The sequence below is a fragment of the Oscillospiraceae bacterium genome, assembly GCA_009780275.1.
Taxonomy (GTDB): domain Bacteria; phylum Bacillota; class Clostridia; order Oscillospirales; family UBA929; genus WRAI01.
The window spans coordinates 1-14,753 of record WRAI01000021.1 but is presented as its reverse complement, the minus strand read 5'-3'; the positions used below and the strand labels follow the sequence as shown (position 1 = coordinate 14,753).

Annotated in this window: 18 protein-coding genes and 1 tRNA gene; 6 read left to right on the top strand and 13 right to left on the bottom strand. The window is 47.4% G+C overall.

The window, feature by feature from the left end:
- Positions 1-53: 53 nt before the first annotated feature.
- The 8 genes from FWE06_07245 to FWE06_07210 all read right to left on the bottom strand — a co-directional run bounded on the left by FWE06_07245 (position 54) and on the right by FWE06_07210 (position 6,087).
- Positions 54-359, bottom strand: a complete 306-nt coding sequence (locus FWE06_07245; GenBank protein MCL2546971.1) for an STAS domain-containing protein — start codon at positions 357-359, stop codon at positions 54-56.
- Between the two features lie 131 nt (positions 360-490).
- Complete coding sequence (locus FWE06_07240; protein MCL2546970.1) at positions 491-1,537, bottom strand: helix-turn-helix domain-containing protein; 1,047 nt, start codon at positions 1,535-1,537, stop codon at positions 491-493.
- 174 nt (positions 1,538-1,711) lie between these two features.
- On the bottom strand, positions 1,712-1,981 hold the full coding sequence (locus FWE06_07235; GenBank protein MCL2546969.1) for a hypothetical protein: 270 nt from the start codon (positions 1,979-1,981) through the stop codon (positions 1,712-1,714).
- A 14-nt stretch (positions 1,982-1,995) separates the two neighbouring features.
- Positions 1,996-2,652, bottom strand: a complete 657-nt coding sequence (gene tsaB, locus FWE06_07230) for a tRNA (adenosine(37)-N6)-threonylcarbamoyltransferase complex dimerization subunit type 1 TsaB (GenBank protein MCL2546968.1) — start codon at positions 2,650-2,652, stop codon at positions 1,996-1,998.
- Complete coding sequence (tsaE, locus tag FWE06_07225; protein MCL2546967.1) at positions 2,649-3,077, bottom strand: tRNA (adenosine(37)-N6)-threonylcarbamoyltransferase complex ATPase subunit type 1 TsaE; 429 nt, start codon at positions 3,075-3,077, stop codon at positions 2,649-2,651. Before tsaE ends, tsaB begins: the two co-directional genes overlap by 4 nt.
- Positions 3,078-3,141: 64 nt before the next feature.
- On the bottom strand, positions 3,142-3,939 hold the full coding sequence (locus FWE06_07220; protein MCL2546966.1) for a class I SAM-dependent methyltransferase: 798 nt from the start codon (positions 3,937-3,939) through the stop codon (positions 3,142-3,144).
- A 71-nt stretch (positions 3,940-4,010) separates the two neighbouring features.
- Positions 4,011-5,126, bottom strand: a complete 1,116-nt coding sequence (locus tag FWE06_07215; GenBank protein ID MCL2546965.1) for a hypothetical protein — start codon at positions 5,124-5,126, stop codon at positions 4,011-4,013.
- A 1-nt stretch (position 5,127) separates the two neighbouring features.
- A complete protein-coding gene (locus FWE06_07210) occupies positions 5,128-6,087 on the bottom strand; it encodes a MerR family transcriptional regulator (GenBank protein ID MCL2546964.1) in 960 nt (319 codons plus the stop codon).
- A gap of 164 nt (positions 6,088-6,251) precedes the next feature.
- On the opposite strand from FWE06_07210, the gene FWE06_07205 reads away from it, so the two are divergent.
- The gene (locus tag FWE06_07205) at positions 6,252-7,367 is read left to right on the top strand and encodes an FtsW/RodA/SpoVE family cell cycle protein (protein MCL2546963.1); all 1,116 of its coding nucleotides are present in this window, start codon (positions 6,252-6,254) and stop codon (positions 7,365-7,367) included.
- Between the two features lie 223 nt (positions 7,368-7,590).
- Here FWE06_07205 and FWE06_07200 read toward each other — a convergent pair whose 3' ends face one another.
- From FWE06_07200 to ispD, 3 genes are read right to left on the bottom strand one after another with little or no spacing between them, the layout of a single operon-like run.
- Entirely contained in the window at positions 7,591-8,076 is a 486-nt protein-coding gene (locus FWE06_07200; GenBank protein ID MCL2546962.1) for an AAA family ATPase, read from the bottom strand.
- Between the two features lie 9 nt (positions 8,077-8,085).
- Positions 8,086-8,562 (bottom strand): 2-C-methyl-D-erythritol 2,4-cyclodiphosphate synthase, encoded by a 477-nt coding sequence (gene ispF, locus FWE06_07195; protein ID MCL2546961.1) that lies wholly within the window; start codon positions 8,560-8,562, stop codon positions 8,086-8,088.
- Positions 8,555-9,292 (bottom strand): 2-C-methyl-D-erythritol 4-phosphate cytidylyltransferase, encoded by a 738-nt coding sequence (gene ispD / locus FWE06_07190; protein ID MCL2546960.1) that lies wholly within the window; start codon positions 9,290-9,292, stop codon positions 8,555-8,557. The genes ispF and ispD overlap by 8 nt, the downstream gene beginning before the upstream one ends.
- Before the next feature lie 137 nt (positions 9,293-9,429).
- Between ispD and FWE06_07185 the strand changes: the two genes are divergently transcribed.
- Positions 9,430-10,263 carry a helix-turn-helix transcriptional regulator gene (locus FWE06_07185; GenBank protein ID MCL2546959.1) on the top strand — a complete coding sequence of 278 codons (834 nt, stop codon included), beginning with the start codon at positions 9,430-9,432 and terminating at the stop codon, positions 10,261-10,263.
- Positions 10,264-10,306: 43 nt separating this feature from the next.
- The gene (locus FWE06_07180; protein MCL2546958.1) at positions 10,307-10,738 is read left to right on the top strand and encodes a pyridoxamine 5'-phosphate oxidase family protein; all 432 of its coding nucleotides are present in this window, start codon (positions 10,307-10,309) and stop codon (positions 10,736-10,738) included.
- A gap of 80 nt (positions 10,739-10,818) precedes the next feature.
- Here FWE06_07180 and FWE06_07175 read toward each other — a convergent pair whose 3' ends face one another.
- Positions 10,819-11,745 carry an SPFH domain-containing protein gene (locus FWE06_07175; protein ID MCL2546957.1) on the bottom strand — a complete coding sequence of 309 codons (927 nt, stop codon included), beginning with the start codon at positions 11,743-11,745 and terminating at the stop codon, positions 10,819-10,821.
- Positions 11,746-11,952: 207 nt separating this feature from the next.
- Between FWE06_07175 and FWE06_07170 the strand changes: the two genes are divergently transcribed.
- The 3 genes from FWE06_07170 to FWE06_07160 all read left to right on the top strand — a co-directional run bounded on the left by FWE06_07170 (position 11,953) and on the right by FWE06_07160 (position 13,915).
- A complete protein-coding gene (locus FWE06_07170) occupies positions 11,953-12,861 on the top strand; it encodes an ABC transporter ATP-binding protein (protein ID MCL2546956.1) in 909 nt (302 codons plus the stop codon).
- Positions 12,858-13,757, top strand: a complete 900-nt coding sequence (locus tag FWE06_07165; protein ID MCL2546955.1) for an ABC transporter permease — start codon at positions 12,858-12,860, stop codon at positions 13,755-13,757. The genes FWE06_07170 and FWE06_07165 overlap by 4 nt, the downstream gene beginning before the upstream one ends.
- 67 nt (positions 13,758-13,824) lie before the next feature.
- A tRNA-Ser gene (locus FWE06_07160) sits at positions 13,825-13,915 on the top strand.
- A gap of 78 nt (positions 13,916-13,993) precedes the next feature.
- On the opposite strand, the gene FWE06_07155 is transcribed toward FWE06_07160, so the two are convergent.
- Positions 13,994-14,533 (bottom strand): site-specific integrase, encoded by a 540-nt coding sequence (locus tag FWE06_07155; protein MCL2546954.1) that lies wholly within the window; start codon positions 14,531-14,533, stop codon positions 13,994-13,996.
- Positions 14,534-14,753 lie beyond the last annotated feature (220 nt).

The following is a 14,753-nucleotide window of genomic DNA, read 5'->3' as shown; positions in this document are numbered from 1 at the left end:
ATGTAATCTCCTTTGTGATGTATGATTAGCGCACCATGCGTGGAACCACCCCGTCACCCTAGCTTAATCAATCTATCCACCCCCGCTGTCGCCAGTACGCGGCGCGCCTGATCACTGACACCGACAGCCTTAAATGTACCGCCGATTTCCATCATCCGCCGATACGACCCCAACAGTACAGCAATGCCAGAGCTGTCCATAAAACTCACGCCGCGCATATCAATGCACAATTCTGTCGGGCGCCGATTGTCGATTTGCTCACTGACCTGCCGCAAAGTCTGCATGGCGGCGTGGTGGTCCAACTCCCCTTTAAGCTTTAACGTCACGGTATCCTGGCTGCCCACACACTCAAAGAACATTTTATCACTCCTATGTATAAAAAAGTCATGGACAACTTGTCCATGACTTAGTATACCCATTATGACTGTCAATATGTGTTGGATTATGTAAACTGTGAAAATTATTTTACGGCAGGGGCAAAGCCCCTGCCCTACGTCAACTCTTTTGAATTAGCTTTCAGCCACTCAAAACACTTGACAAACCGCTCGTCATTCCGAATGATGTCAAACTGCGGCTTGGTAAGATGGTCTTGCCACAAAATCCACGGCAGATTGCGCCGTGTTGACCATGCCATATAGTTACCGCCGTCATCATCGTTGGTTTTGTCCATAACGTCAATGTGGTGCATGGCATCCTGCGTCCCTTTTTCTAAATGCGCCAAAGCGTTTTCAATATCTCCCGCTTCGCAGTATGATTGGGCAAAGTTGATATTTATAAATGCAAGTTCAATATGCTCTACCGAATGACCCACCATTTCGTCTATTAGACTTTCAATCTGCAACTTGGCTTTTCGGTGCTCAATTTTTTTCAAAGCGTCCAAATCAGCTTTATCTATATACACACCAATAAGCCACTCTAAGTAATATCTTGCTCTTAGGATACGCGACTTTTGATTTTTCAGCCATTCTTCGCCCTCTAACAATAGTCCTGCCCACGGCTCTTGCGAATCCCATATTTCAGCCGGCATGGTATCTAAGATTCTTTTCGCGTTATCTTTCATTCCCCATTCGGCATACCGTTCGACAAGCTGATATTTAATCCCCCAATTATTGGGGTTATTATTTATCAGCCTTTCGCCGACTATTATTATTTCATCTTTATGCTTTTCAGGCTCTTGGCATAATGCCTGTAAAAGATGATAATGCAATCCACTATGCAACGGGTATTGTGTTGTCGCCTTACGCGCTAATGCAATAGCCTCGTTAAGTCTGCCGGAATTTAGCAAATTCCGAATATCTTTTATATATTCTTTGATTTTTTCTTCACTGCGTATTGCTTCCGTACCCAACAGCTCATCAACCGTCACCTCGAAAAAACATGCGATGTGCGGCAACAGCGCAATATCGGGATAATTCACGCCCGTTTCCCAACGGCTGACCGACTGCGGCGATACATGAAAAATATCCGCCATTTGCTCTTGCGTTAAGTCACGCGCGCGGCGTAAGCGTTTCACTGTTTCGCTAAAATAATTTGACATTTTGGCCTCCCTTTCAATTGCAGCCGTCACGGTGGGGATCATACTTCTCACCGATGACGGTCATGGCAAGCATATGATGCTTTATTTTCGAAACGTTTCTGTTAACAGTATACGCCGCCTACAAACAAAAGTAAAGCACTCATTTCGAGAGGGTTTTGCACGCTTAGCGAGAATTTACAGCCGCCATTCAAACGTTTTATGTCTAATGCCGTTGAGCATTACCCAGCCCTCCCGCCGTTGCCCTTGCATTTCATATTCAACGAGATAAATATTGCCCAAAATTATCCTTGTGTCATCGCGAAATGGACTGTCAATCCTCCCATCGCGCCGAATGGCGACTACTTTTCCGCCGATTGATTCAACTTTAGAGTGTATTCCGCGGCTTATATGTAGCTTAGACCACAGAAACAAGCCTGCACAAAGAAGCAATGTCGCTACTAACATAATTTCTGCTATGTCTACATCGCCTCCCGCTCGGCCTGCGACATCCTTAAATAATTCGGCGTCAACGCGTGACACAACACCGTTTCGCCACGCTGAAAATACGGCCATGCCGCTTGACAAACAGCCTCTCCTTGTATGTACGGCATATCAACTGCACGGTGCGGCTTGTCATACGCCGCTGCGCACATTGTCGCCGCGTCACCGATGAACATGGGGTTGTCCAGCCCCTCGGCAAACAATTCCTCCATCGGCAAAGCACGATCATCGCAAAGCCGTATCAACACGCCGTTTTCAGCGCGGAATAACGCATTGTACACCTGCCCTCGCCGCGCGTCCATGCAAGCGCAAATTAGACCGTTGCTGGCAACAACACCCTGCGCCGCCGCATACAGCGACGACACGCCCACGCACGGCAAATCCGGCCAAGCCAACGCCTGTGCTGTCGCCAGGCCAATGCGCAAACCGGTAAACGAGCCGGGTCCAACCGTCACGGCAACACCTGTCAATGCCGTTGGCTTTACATTAACGCTATCAAGCATTTCAGCAATCATCGGCAAAAATGTCTGACTATGCGTCAATCCCTTGTCACAAAATGCTCGCGCAATCATTTCGCCGTCACACATAAGTGCCGCCGCACCCGTTTTCGATGAACTATCCAAACCTAATATCATAATGTATAATTCTCCTCGTGCCCTATGATTTCAATCTGCCGTTCTTCATCGCCGATTCTCATAATTTCCACACGCCAACAGTCGCTTGACAGCACATCCAACACCCGCTCGCTCCACTCAATCACAGTAATGCAATCGTCAATCCCATCCCAAAACCCCAACTCTTCCAAGTCCTCCGCGCCGTTGATGCGATATAAATCATAATGCCTTACACACACATCGCCGCAATACTCATGCAACAAATTAAACGTCGGACTGGTCACGCGTCCGCCATAGCCCAAACCAACACAAAGCCCGCGTGTAAACGCCGTTTTGCCCGCGCCGATGCCACCCAACAGTGCCACAATATCGCCGCATTTCAGGCGTTTGGCAAATTGTTGGGCAAAGACTTCGGTCTGGACTTCGCTGTGAGTCGTTGTTCGCATGATAGGTCTCCGTTTATGATATCTGCGCTAGGGGTGCAACTTCTGCTAATGCTTATATATGGCTTTATATTTTTTGCGTTAAATACAGCTCACAAGTATAGTGCCGCTTTATACCGTTATATTTATCAGATAATTTTAGCAATTCTTCGCAACACGCTTGTTTTACTTCATCAGGCTGTTTATCGAAAACGCCATGAGAGTCCAAATAATTAAAATAGTCATCTGCCATGTAATTTTTATCTAGGCACGAATGAATGATTTTAGGTTTTGAAAACAAGCCGCTCGAAACAATCTTTGAAGCAACAGCTTCCATTCGGTTAGCATAATCCGCTTCCCGCATACAGGACACATATGCGTTATATTTCTCTATAATAGCCCAAAGCTCTCTGTCTAAATCAGAATCGCCGAAAAGCTCTATATACCAAAATGGGGCTAGATATCCGCTTTTTTTTAGTGTTTTTGAGCATATTTCATAGCCAAGCGGCTGAGAAACCCAATGGAATGCCTGCGCTGAAATAACCGCGTCAAAATATTCTGACGGCGCAGCATAGTCCTCAAACCGCGAATGAATAAACTTTATATTTTTATCTTTTAATTTGGCTTTTGCTTTCTCAATCATGTCAATACCGGGTTCAATACATACTATCTCGAACCCAAAGTTCGCAAATTGTGCAGTGGCTCTACCGTTCCCCGAACCTATTTCAAGCAGTTTTGAACCGGAAGTTAAGTTGGCTTTATTTATAATTGTTTCGACTAGCGCCTCCGGGTAATTTGGTTCGTATTTATCGTAATTTTCCGCATTTTCATTAAACATTTGAAGTGCCCACTGCCGTTCACTTTCTGTTTTCATGTTCAAATCCATAATTTTTATCCCTTCGTAAAATATAAACTTTGATTGATATTGATAACCGCATTTTGGGCACGGGGTTATAATTATTTGCATCCCTGCTTTTGCGTAACAACCTCACCAACCACCGCGATATACTTCCGCACATCGTCAAACCGTTCCGGCAACATTTCAAGCTCAATTCTACCGGCGCAAACTTGTCTTGTCTGCCCATTGAAACTGACACTTGTCCTGCGTCCGCAGTCACGCGCATGAGGTGTACAAACTAATAATCGCGCAAACATTTCATTCGCCAAATCCGGTGATGTTTCGGCTAATTTATTCAACGCTTCGCTTGTAAAGTCCGGCTTGTTTGCACTCTTGACCCAATGCGTTTCATGGCAATTATGTACGCCGAACTCTCGAATGCGATAGTGAAATCCACATGGCGATTGATACAGTAAATGCCCGCCTTTGTCAATACTCCGCCGAAGTTTCAGGCTCTTTTTCATATCATTCAGTAAAAATTCGTCGGTCTTGCGTAATTCATCATGCACTTCGGGCGGCAAGCCGTTGATATACATTTCAAACGACGATATTTCGGGCAGATTGGCGAGTACGACAGGAATCTCCGGCTCGTCGTTTTCATATTCGGTAATTGTCAATGTACTGATTGTCAACATGGTATGTGTGCCGCCGCTGATGGCAATATCAACAGTTTGGTCGTCCAATAGTTCCATGTACGGCATTTTGTCCGAAGCAAAACAGATTTGTCCGTTGACAGTAGCCCACAACATTTTTCTACCGACGAAAACCGATATGTCTGCAAAATCTCTCAACGGCATGTCATTATAAGCCACGAAACTCGTCAACTTGGCATCACCGACAGATGAGCCTTTGGCTGGCACTAAGAAATCGGTTGCGCTTGTGTGACCGCCATTGAAATATACCATACCACAGCCAACTAATAGAGTCAACTGCGATACCATGTCAGTTAATTTTGCCGCCAAACTTTCGGTTTTGGCTGTCATGTCAATGCGGAACGGCAACTTATAATTGCCCGGCACATAGACATGATGTTTTGCTTTGCCGAGGATTGATTCATCGGCGGGGATATGCAATTCGCCGTTTTCAACTCGTATTTTTACGCCTTTCTTGGGCTTGCCAAACTTATTTATGCCGTCTGATGTAATTGCTTCAAGCGGTATTTTGTGTATTTTCATTTTACACGCCGTCCTTTAATTTTATCGGCACGAACCGATAGAGTTGGAAATAGCCGAGTCCGCGTTTTATTTCATCGTCCTCCGACTCGTTAAGGTACGGCATCGTACCCAACACACCTCGGCTATCATCATAAACGAAGTTTGTAGTATTGTTAAGTCGTTCGCAAATTTTGTCCTCAACTTTGCCTATGCTCTCGTGGTCTTCGTTAATGCTGACAGCAACGGCATATAGTCCACCTTCAAAATCGTGTATTTTATACGGTTCGACATCGGCATCGGTGATATTGTCCCTTACTGCCATCGTGTACTCAAACTTGTCACTGTACCTCACCATGAAATCCGCACAATCAAAAATAATATCCTTAAAAAGAGTATCAAGCCGCCCCTCACTCCAAGCCCAGCCCATGAGTTCGCCAATATCGCCGCTTATTGCCCTAAATTTCGGCACTCTAACAATCATAACATCGGGGATTTTCTTGTCGAGTTTATCCGTAATTTCCGCCAAGCGGCTCACCGTAGAATTAGACGGCTTGCCGATATAATCCACGCTGACTAACTGTGTTTCAATCTCTTTTGCCTTGTCGTAGAGCTGCTTTACATCGGAATTGTCGGTAAAATTTACTTGCTCAATTTCACGGATAAAGTCTAGCACAATGTCTTTCAGTTCATGCAACAACGCAACTTCATCGTCTATGTTTTGCACTTTCTTATCCAACACTTCCAGCACCGCGCCGGAGTCGGGAGCAGCGAAAATGCGTTGTATATCTTTGATGCTGATGTTAAGTTTGCGTAGGATAAGAATTTGTTCAATTCGCCGCACGGCATTGTCGTCATACAAGCGGTAGGCGTAATCGTCGGCTCGGTTGCTTTCGATTAGTCCCATGTCCTCGTAATACCGCAGAGTACGTGCAGTTATGTCGTACTTGTTAGACACGTCTTTGATTTTGATTAGGTTGCTCATTATGCTTGTCCTCGTTTCTATTATTTCGCGGAGATAAGCATATTATAAACTCTTCCCCAAAGGAAGAGTCAAGAGGTTTTTTGAAGATAACATAAACTTCCTGCATCGCACACCATTATGCCAACTAGCGTCTATCATATCATAAATTTGGCAAAAATAAAAGTATGAAAACTGTCCTCACAAACTTCTTTCGCCGTGCCGACATACTGCTGCTCGCACTCAGCCTCATCGCCGCGCTCTACGGCTTACTGCTCATCATATCGGCCGCACGCTCATTCGCCGCCGCACGCCAAATGATAACCATTCAAGCCACTGCCATCGCGCTGGGGCTGATCCTCTATATCGCCATCACCTGCATCAAACCCGCGACATACAGCAAACTCTGGTTCTTGCTGGCAATTTTCAATGTGCTGTTCATCGCGTTGCTCTTTATCTGGGGGCAAGACAACGGCAGCGGAAATCGAAACTGGCTGGTGTTTCCATTTTTGCCCTTTAACATCCAACCCGCCGAAGTTGTCAAAGTTACATTTATTTTACTGCTCGCCGCACATTTCACGGCGTTGGACAAGCGCCTCAACCACACGCTTAGCGTACTGTCACTGGGGCTGCATGTCGGCTTTATGTGCGGACTGATTTTGTTCGCATCAGATGACATGGGCATGGCGGTGGTGTATGTCTTTATCTTTCTCGTTATGGCGCTGTGTTCAGGTCTGCACTTGCTGTGGATACTCGGTGCCGCCGGTATAGGCGTTGCGGCATTGCCGGTGCTGTGGCATTTTGTCTTCCAATCCCACCAAAAGGAGCGCATTCTTCTCATTCTTGACCCCGAACGCGACCCGCTGGGCTTCGGCTGGCAAACCGCGCAATCGCAAATTGCGCTGCGCAACGGCGGCATAACAGGCATGGGACTCTTCAACGGCGCGCAAACGCAAAGCCAACGTCTGCCATTCGGACACACCGATTTTATTTTCAGCGTTGCTGGTGAGGAATTGGGCATCATCGGCACAGGTGTAATTCTCTTGCTGCTGCTGGCCATCACATGGCGATGCTTGTCTATGTCTCTCCGTGCGCACGACATGAACGAGCGGCTCATCTGCGCCGGCATCGGCGCCATGATAATGTTCCAGCTCTTTATCAATGTTGGTATGTGCCTTGGCATCGCACCGGTAATTGGCTTGACATTACCATTTTTCAGCTACGGCGGCAGCTCTGTTGTCACGATGTTTTTGGCAGTAGGGATTATTTCGGCAGTAAAGCGCAATGCATTTCAGCAACTATAATCCTGTTGTCCTCTAATGCCCGTGGAAATCCTTCATTTTGAAATAAATATCTTTATCCGTATAAAATAGTGGGTCGCCGCTTTCCTCATCATATTTATAAAGGACCATTTTGGCTCTCACTTGAACTCGATACGATGCAACGCCCACATGCGCGCAACTTCCTCAATGTCACGCATTTCAACCGTTCGCAACGCCAAATCTTTCGTAAATAGCTCCATTTTCACTACCCAATTATCCCTTTTATTTCGGCAACAATTTGTGCTGCCATTTTGCCATCAGTGTGGATGACATAATCATTCGGATACGGTGCTTCTCGCAGCCATCGAAAATCCACCTCGCCATCATCGCCACGATTCTTATGTCGCACTGTCAGCGTTTCTTCCGAGCAAGTCAGCGTAAAGCCAATGGTCATAAAATTCTTTGCTGTAATATCCCGCAATATCGGCTCGCGAATATGCTTATACATTGCCACCACCGAAGAAAAAATCACATACTCAAAATCCGAATTTAAGTACGTGGACAACACAAAGGACATATTTTTATCGCCGTTGCGCAGCCTTGGATCAGCGATTGAAAACGGATTGATGCGCCATACCCAGTCGCCATCCAGGTGGGCGCAATTTTCAAGTGATTCGAATAGCTGCTCCGCCACCGTGGTCTTGCCAACACAAGGCGAGCCACTGATTATAATTAGCTTTTGCTTAGGCATTTTGTCCTCTTATCCTTCCGCGATTAAGCAAACCGCCATCGCACTAATCCCCTCACTGCGCCCCGTATACCCCATGCTTTCTTCAGTCGTTGCTTTAACGCTGATGACATCGGGCGAAAGGCCTAGCACAGCAGCGATATTCACACGCATTGTTCCCATATACGGTGCCAACTTGGGCACTTGCGCAACAATGGTGCTGTCAACATTGGAGATTGCATACCCTTTTCCCGCCAGCAATTCACCCACGGCACGCAGCAATACCATACTGTCACAATCTTTATACTGCGGGTCAGTCGGTGGAAAGTGCTTGCCAATATCACCCAACGCTAATGCGCCGAGCAGCGCGTCGCAAATGGCGTGAACCAACACATCGGCATCGGAATGCCCCAACAACCCTTTGTCGTGCGGCACGGCCACCCCACCAAGGATAAGCTTATGTCCCTCGACAAGACGATGGGCGTCAAAGCCCTGTCCCACTCTAAACATTTATTTCCTCCCATAACGCCGCCGCAACAGCCAAATCCTCCGGCGTGGTGATTTTAATATTATCATAACTGCCCGACACAACATGCACAGGCACACCCAACCGCTCAACCGCCATGCTATCGTCTGTGATATCTTCGCCCAACCGCGCCGCCCGTGTCAGCGCCTCACGCAGCACAAGCAAATCAAACACCTGCGGCGTCTGCACAGCGTGATATTTAGCACGTTGAATGGTGTGCTTAACCAAGCCGCCCTGTACTTCTTTGACTGTATCTTTCAACGGCACAGCCAAAATAGCCGCACCATACGTCGCCGCTTGTGACACAACAGCGTCAATATCCGCCATCCGTACCAGCGGTCGCGCACCGTCATGCACGGCCACCAACTGTACATCATCGTCAATCTCCTGCAACGCCGCGCGCACCGACTGCAAACGGTTCTCACCGCCGCACACAATTTTCGTAACTTTTGTCAGCGCAAATTGCTTGCACAATTCATAAATAACCGGTATCATCTCGCGCTGTGCCGCGACAACAACATCATCGATCGCTTGACTGTCCTGCAAAGCTTGCAATGCATAGACAAGTACCGGTTTTCCGAAAAACTCGGCCATCAGCTTTGATGTCCCGGCAGCGGTCTCCCCAAACCGTGAAGACGCGCCGGCAGCCGGCACAACAGCAGTGCATTTAATGCGTTGAACGGCAGACTTTTTTTTTGCTTTACGTAACGGCATGAAAACCACCTCGGTAAAAATATACGCCTATTCTATCCGATAAATGCCTGCTTGTCCAGTCTTTACAGATAGTCGTTGACATTGGCCGACTGTTGTGGTACGCTTGTTTTGACGCTGTCCAATAGAGGGTACTAACTATGATTTCACAAAAAGACATACACACATTTGAAGAAAAGCATCGCATATTACTCCGAACAAATGAATTTATATGCCTGTTGCCTCATCCAAACGTAAGGGAATACATTTCAAATTATAACATTACTTTTCCTACAAGAGATATCATCCCTAACGGTTTTACTGCCATACCATCCGGATGTGCGACCATTTCCATTGAAAACAACAATCAAAATTTGTCCGTTCATTTGGACGGTCCCGGCACAAAACCATATACATACGGCAGTCAAGTCAACCAACTTAACATGATCGTCACCATAGAATTTAAGCCGGCCGGACTATACGCCCTTACAGGCATACCTCAAAGTCATTTAGCCGATCAATCACTTTCGTTTGAAGTCATTGATCTTGCATTAAGCAAGCTGCTCTCTGACGCAATCGAAAAGGCCGGCAATATTTACGAACTTATAAACAGCCTTGATACACTGTTGCTGGAAAACATGTATACAACACACTGCCAACAACTAATGCCGGCACTTCAAAACATCATCGCTTGTTCCGGCAATATCTCCATACAAGAAGTATCCGATAACATTCATTACAGCCAGCGTCAATTGAACCGAATTTTCAAACAGCATGTGGGCGTGAGCGCAAAATCGTTCTCAAGGCTGCTTCGGATCAACAAATCCTTTCGCCTGTTAAAAAAGGCCGATTACAGCATAATGTTTATTTCTGATGTTATGGCGTTTTACGACTTATCTCATTTCGCCCGCGATTTCAAGTCGGTATGCGGCGTTACGCCACAAGAATATCGCAATAATATGTCCGATTTTTACATCAATACGAGTAAGTTTTGAGGTATAATTACAGTGCTTATTCAAGCAGAAAGGTTGTGGAAATATGAAACAAAATGCGATCGCTAAAGCTGCCGAAGTCATTGTGGCAAACTCTGCGCGCGGCAAAACAGGCTTTGGGATATGCACTCTTTCGCTGATCGACGAAGAGGGCTTTCCCACTGCTTCAATCATGATGCCGTCAAGGTCAGAAGATATCAACTGGATTACATTCGGCACAATGCTCGACGAAAACAGAGCAAAAAGAGCTGCTAAATGCAATCGTGCCAGCGTCTGTTTCGGCACCGCCGAACACTGCATCAACCTGGTCGGCGAAATAGAGATCATCACCGCAGCTGACGTAAAGCGCGAAATGTGGTATGACGGTCTCTCACATCACTTCACAGGGTCGGACGACCCCAACTACTGCGTGTTAAAGTTCACGACTAAGCGCTACAAACTCTTCATAGACGGCGAGGACATAGCAGGCACGGTATAGGCCTACACACAAAAATCAGCCCCCGTAAGACAGTGCCTTCCCGGCGCTATCCTATGGGGGCTTTACTTCACAAAAAATACTTACTTATCAGCCGCCGCCTTAGCCCTAGATTTTGTCACTTTCTCCTGATTGGCGGCAAAAGCGCTCAAAAGCTGTGTGCGAATATCCTCCGCGCCCATTGCGTTGCTTGGCAGCAAAATCGTATGCGTTCCCTCACGGGCAAACGAACCCATCATATCAAGATACTGCTCGGTCAACAGAATGCTCATAACATCTTTTTCGCTCAGCCCCGTCGACTTCAACTCGCCGAACGAACTGTTCAACCCGTCAATGATGGCCTTGCGTTGATTGGCAATGCCCTCGCCGTGCAAACGGTTACGGTCAGCCTCAGCCTCAGCGGCAGTGACGACACGAATTTTATCGGCGTTTGCCAGCTCCTGCGCCGCCATTTTTTGGCGCTGTGCCGCATTAATGGCGTTCATAGCGTCTTTAACGCCGGCCGCCGGTTCAATCGCCGTAATCAATGTGCGGATAATGATGTAGCCAAACTTCGCCATCTCTTCACTGAGCTGTTTATGCACATCACCGGCAATATCATCCTCGCGCTCAAACGACTCATCGAGCGTATATTTCGGCAACGATGAGCGAATGGCATCCTCAACATAGGATGTCAACTGCCGCACCGGATCAACCAGCGAATAATATGCCTCTTTGACTTTCCCCGGGTCAACTTGATAATGCACGGCAACGTTCATATGCACAAACACATTGTCACGCGTTTTTGTTTCAATAATAATGTGGTTTTGCTGTACACGCAGTTGCACGCGATAGACCACGCGGTCAATGCCCAGCGGAAAACGCAAATGCAACCCCGCATTGACAGCCCGTTTAAATTTGCCAAACCGTTCAATGATGGCGACCGTTTGCTGCTGCACAGTAAACAGTCCCGTTAAGATAAGAATAAGCACCACTACGCCGATGCTCGCCAAAATAATTGTCGTTGCCATGATGGTTGCCTCCTGCTTTTGTATATAGAATGTATGCTATGTTAACATGTATTATACACGACAAACAAAGGCTTGTCCAGCATGATTTTTTATGATATACTATTTTAAGATTTCATAGCGGACACACCCCCGCGCATCTCGTTGAATATCTGCCCACTCACCATTTTACGGGACGCACAAGGGTGCCCTATAACATAGGAGGCTATCGTGAGCATATTATCCATCCAAAACTTAATCAAACGTTACGCCACAGCAGCCACAAATGCCGTCGACGGCATCAGTTTCAACGTCAATGCCGGCGAGCTGTTCTGCCTATTGGGCGTCAACGGCGCAGGCAAAAGCACCACCATCAATATCATTTGTACGCTGGTGCAAAAGACCTCCGGCAATGTCATGCTCGACGGCATAGCTCTCGGCCAAGACGATAATGCCATCCGACAAAAAATCGGCGTTGTCTTTCAAGGCAATGTGCTGGACAACGTGCTGACAGCTGAAGAAAACGTCATCAGCCGCGCCGCCTTGTACGGTCTCAGCGCATCAAATGCTAAGAAGCGTTTGACTGCGCTCGCCGAACGACTGTCTATGACAAGTTTCCTCAAGCAGCCATACGGCAAGCTATCCGGCGGCCAGCGACGCAAGTGCGATATCGCACGCGCTTTAATAGCCTCTCCCAGCATTTTGTTCCTTGATGAGCCGACCACCGGCCTTGACCCCCAAAGCCGCATTGAACTATGGGAGACCATCGAAGACATCCGCAAAGAATCGCGCATGACAGTGTTCCTTACCACCCACTACATGGAGGAAACCGAACACGCCGACCGCGTCGCCATTATGGACAACGGCAAAATTCTCTGCATCGACACACCGCAACGACTGAAAACGCAGTATTCAACAGATATTTTGCGCCTTGTCGTCAAAGGCGGCGCCAACGCCGCGTTGGAACAACATTTGCAGAATTACGATCTCATTGCCGACACTTACATCGTAAAACTGAAAAACGGCATAGAAGCCATCGACCTACTATCCAAAGTAAAGCCCTATCTGGACAGCTTTGAAATGGAAAAAGGCAGCATGGACAGCGTATTCTTAAACGTAGTGGGGAGGAAGGCAGAATGAACCATTTGAAAAGCCTCGTGATCCGCGACATAAAAATCTTCTACCGCACAAAAGGCAATATTTTCTTCTCACTGCTGGCTGTCATCATTTTGATTGCCTTACACTTCGCCATCTTCCGCAACGTCTATACCGACAACTGGACACACATCACCACCGAAGAGTTAGGCATGACCGTGCCGCGTGAAAACCTGCAATGGCTCGCCGACAGCCTGATGTTTGCCGCCATTATTCCCATCGGTGCCATTACACTATCCCTGTCAACACTGGCATTGATGGTATCCGACCGCGAAAAAAACGTACTGTCTGATTTCTTGGTGTCGCCCATGAAGCGCAACGGATTGCTCTCATCTTACTTGCTCTCCTCGTTTTTGCTCGGCTTCACGGCGCTGCTCGGTTTTGTCGCCTTTTTCCAAGTCTATTTCATGGCAATGTATGGCGTGAGCTTTACGCTGGCACAATTTGGGCTCATTTCCCTCGTCACAATCGGCTCTTTGATTTTCGGCAATGTCTTTATGCTATTAATCATCTCTTTTTTGAAATCGGAAACAACACTAAATGCAATCGGTACAATTGTCGGCACATTCAGCGGCTTTGTCAGCGGCGCGTATGTGCCGTTAGGGATGTTTGGTCAAGTCGTAGGCGACTTTTTCAGTGCAATGCCATTCGCACAGCTGACCGTCCTATCACGCCAAGCATTCCTGCACACCTTGTCGGACGTAACACCACTAACCCACCAAGACATCAGCGGCGAAGTGGCGCGCGGCTTTGGTATCGAACTTTGGTTGGGCGACAATCACATTCCGCTATGGGGTGTAGCGCTGATGGCAACCGGCTTTACTCTGTTGCTGTTGATATGCTTGATTGTGCGGTTTAGTCGGATGAAGAAAGCCGACTAAAACACGGCTTGACAACCGCCTCGCAACATGGTACAATCATTGTCGATGAATAAGAAATCATCGACGTGGAGAAGTACTCAAGAGGCCGAAGAGGCGCCCCTGCTAAGGGTGTAGGTCGTGAAAGCGGCGCGAGGGTTCAAATCCCTCCTTCTCCGCCACAGACAAAGCCTGTAACTGCAATGGTTACAGGCTTTGTTATTTGTCTAAAAATGGGGCTGTACCCTCTAATATACCCTTTACAGATTTTGAACGTTTTTGATATATGCGTCCATTCGAGCGGCACTCTCTTTCTTCATGCGCTCGGTAACATGACCGTATACGTCAAGGGTAAACGCCGCCACTGCGTAACTGTGGCGTAAATCGTGAAAACGTGCCGCAGGTGCGCCAATGCCGTCAACAATGCGTTTGAAGTTCTTATATACCGTACCGTGTACTAGATTGTCGCTCAACTCGTTTGTAAACACAAGATTGTCCTTGCTGTCCCATGCCTGCCCTGCCGTGCGTTTCATGGCAAGCTGTGCGCCCTTGTGTGCGAATAACAGGCGCATGACGTAATCGGCTGGCGCAATGCGCCGTACCTTATCATTTTTCAGCGTCGTGAAATAGAATTTGCCGCCTTTTTCCTTTTCTTTCTGCAACTGCTTATTGACTACAATAACGCCATTCTCAAAGTCGATACAGTCCCATGTCAAACCAAGCACTTCACCTTGTCGCAGCCCTGTAAAGAGCGTAACCGTATAAATCGCTTCAAACCTGTGACCTTGCACAGCTTTCATAAAAGCGTTAATTTGAGCGTCTTCCAAGGGCTGTATCTCTTTTTTCACAACGCGGGGTAAGGTGCAACCCTCCGACGGGTTGTATTTAATATACCCAAGCGCCCCGGCCAATATTTCGCGCTGCTGACCGACACGCTTTCCGTCGGCATCAAGGGCGGCAAGCGCACTTACAACTATGTCGTCGCCGTGCGTGCCGTAACGACCAACGATTTTATGACCT

What these genes read in the sequence shown, in the direction of transcription:
- FWE06_07210 (MCL2546964.1), bottom strand. Translation starts at nt 6,087, where the DNA reads ATGAGCAACCTAATCAAAATCAAAGACGTGTCTAACAAGTACGACATA.
- tsaB (MCL2546968.1), bottom strand. Translation starts at nt 2,652, where the DNA reads ATGATATTAGGTTTGGATAGTTCATCGAAAACGGGTGCGGCGGCACTT.
- FWE06_07205 (MCL2546963.1), top strand. Translation starts at nt 6,252, where the DNA reads ATGAAAACTGTCCTCACAAACTTCTTTCGCCGTGCCGACATACTGCTG.
- ispD (MCL2546960.1), bottom strand. Translation starts at nt 9,292, where the DNA reads ATGCCGTTACGTAAAGCAAAAAAAAAGTCTGCCGTTCAACGCATTAAA.
- FWE06_07180 (MCL2546958.1), top strand. Translation starts at nt 10,307, where the DNA reads ATGAAACAAAATGCGATCGCTAAAGCTGCCGAAGTCATTGTGGCAAAC.
- FWE06_07200 (MCL2546962.1), bottom strand. Translation starts at nt 8,076, where the DNA reads ATGCCTAAGCAAAAGCTAATTATAATCAGTGGCTCGCCTTGTGTTGGC.
- ispF (MCL2546961.1), bottom strand. Translation starts at nt 8,562, where the DNA reads ATGTTTAGAGTGGGACAGGGCTTTGACGCCCATCGTCTTGTCGAGGGA.
- FWE06_07220 (MCL2546966.1), bottom strand. Translation starts at nt 3,939, where the DNA reads ATGGATTTGAACATGAAAACAGAAAGTGAACGGCAGTGGGCACTTCAA.
- FWE06_07185 (MCL2546959.1), top strand. Translation starts at nt 9,430, where the DNA reads ATGATTTCACAAAAAGACATACACACATTTGAAGAAAAGCATCGCATA.
- FWE06_07165 (MCL2546955.1), top strand. Translation starts at nt 12,858, where the DNA reads ATGAACCATTTGAAAAGCCTCGTGATCCGCGACATAAAAATCTTCTAC.
- FWE06_07240 (MCL2546970.1), bottom strand. Translation starts at nt 1,537, where the DNA reads ATGTCAAATTATTTTAGCGAAACAGTGAAACGCTTACGCCGCGCGCGT.
- FWE06_07215 (MCL2546965.1), bottom strand. Translation starts at nt 5,126, where the DNA reads ATGAAAATACACAAAATACCGCTTGAAGCAATTACATCAGACGGCATA.
- FWE06_07175 (MCL2546957.1), bottom strand. Translation starts at nt 11,745, where the DNA reads ATGGCAACGACAATTATTTTGGCGAGCATCGGCGTAGTGGTGCTTATT.
- FWE06_07245 (MCL2546971.1), bottom strand. Translation starts at nt 359, where the DNA reads ATGTTCTTTGAGTGTGTGGGCAGCCAGGATACCGTGACGTTAAAGCTT.
- FWE06_07235 (MCL2546969.1), bottom strand. Translation starts at nt 1,981, where the DNA reads ATGTTAGTAGCGACATTGCTTCTTTGTGCAGGCTTGTTTCTGTGGTCT.
- tsaE (MCL2546967.1), bottom strand. Translation starts at nt 3,077, where the DNA reads ATGCGAACAACGACTCACAGCGAAGTCCAGACCGAAGTCTTTGCCCAA.
- FWE06_07155 (MCL2546954.1), bottom strand. Translation starts at nt 14,533, where the DNA reads ATGAAAGCTGTGCAAGGTCACAGGTTTGAAGCGATTTATACGGTTACG.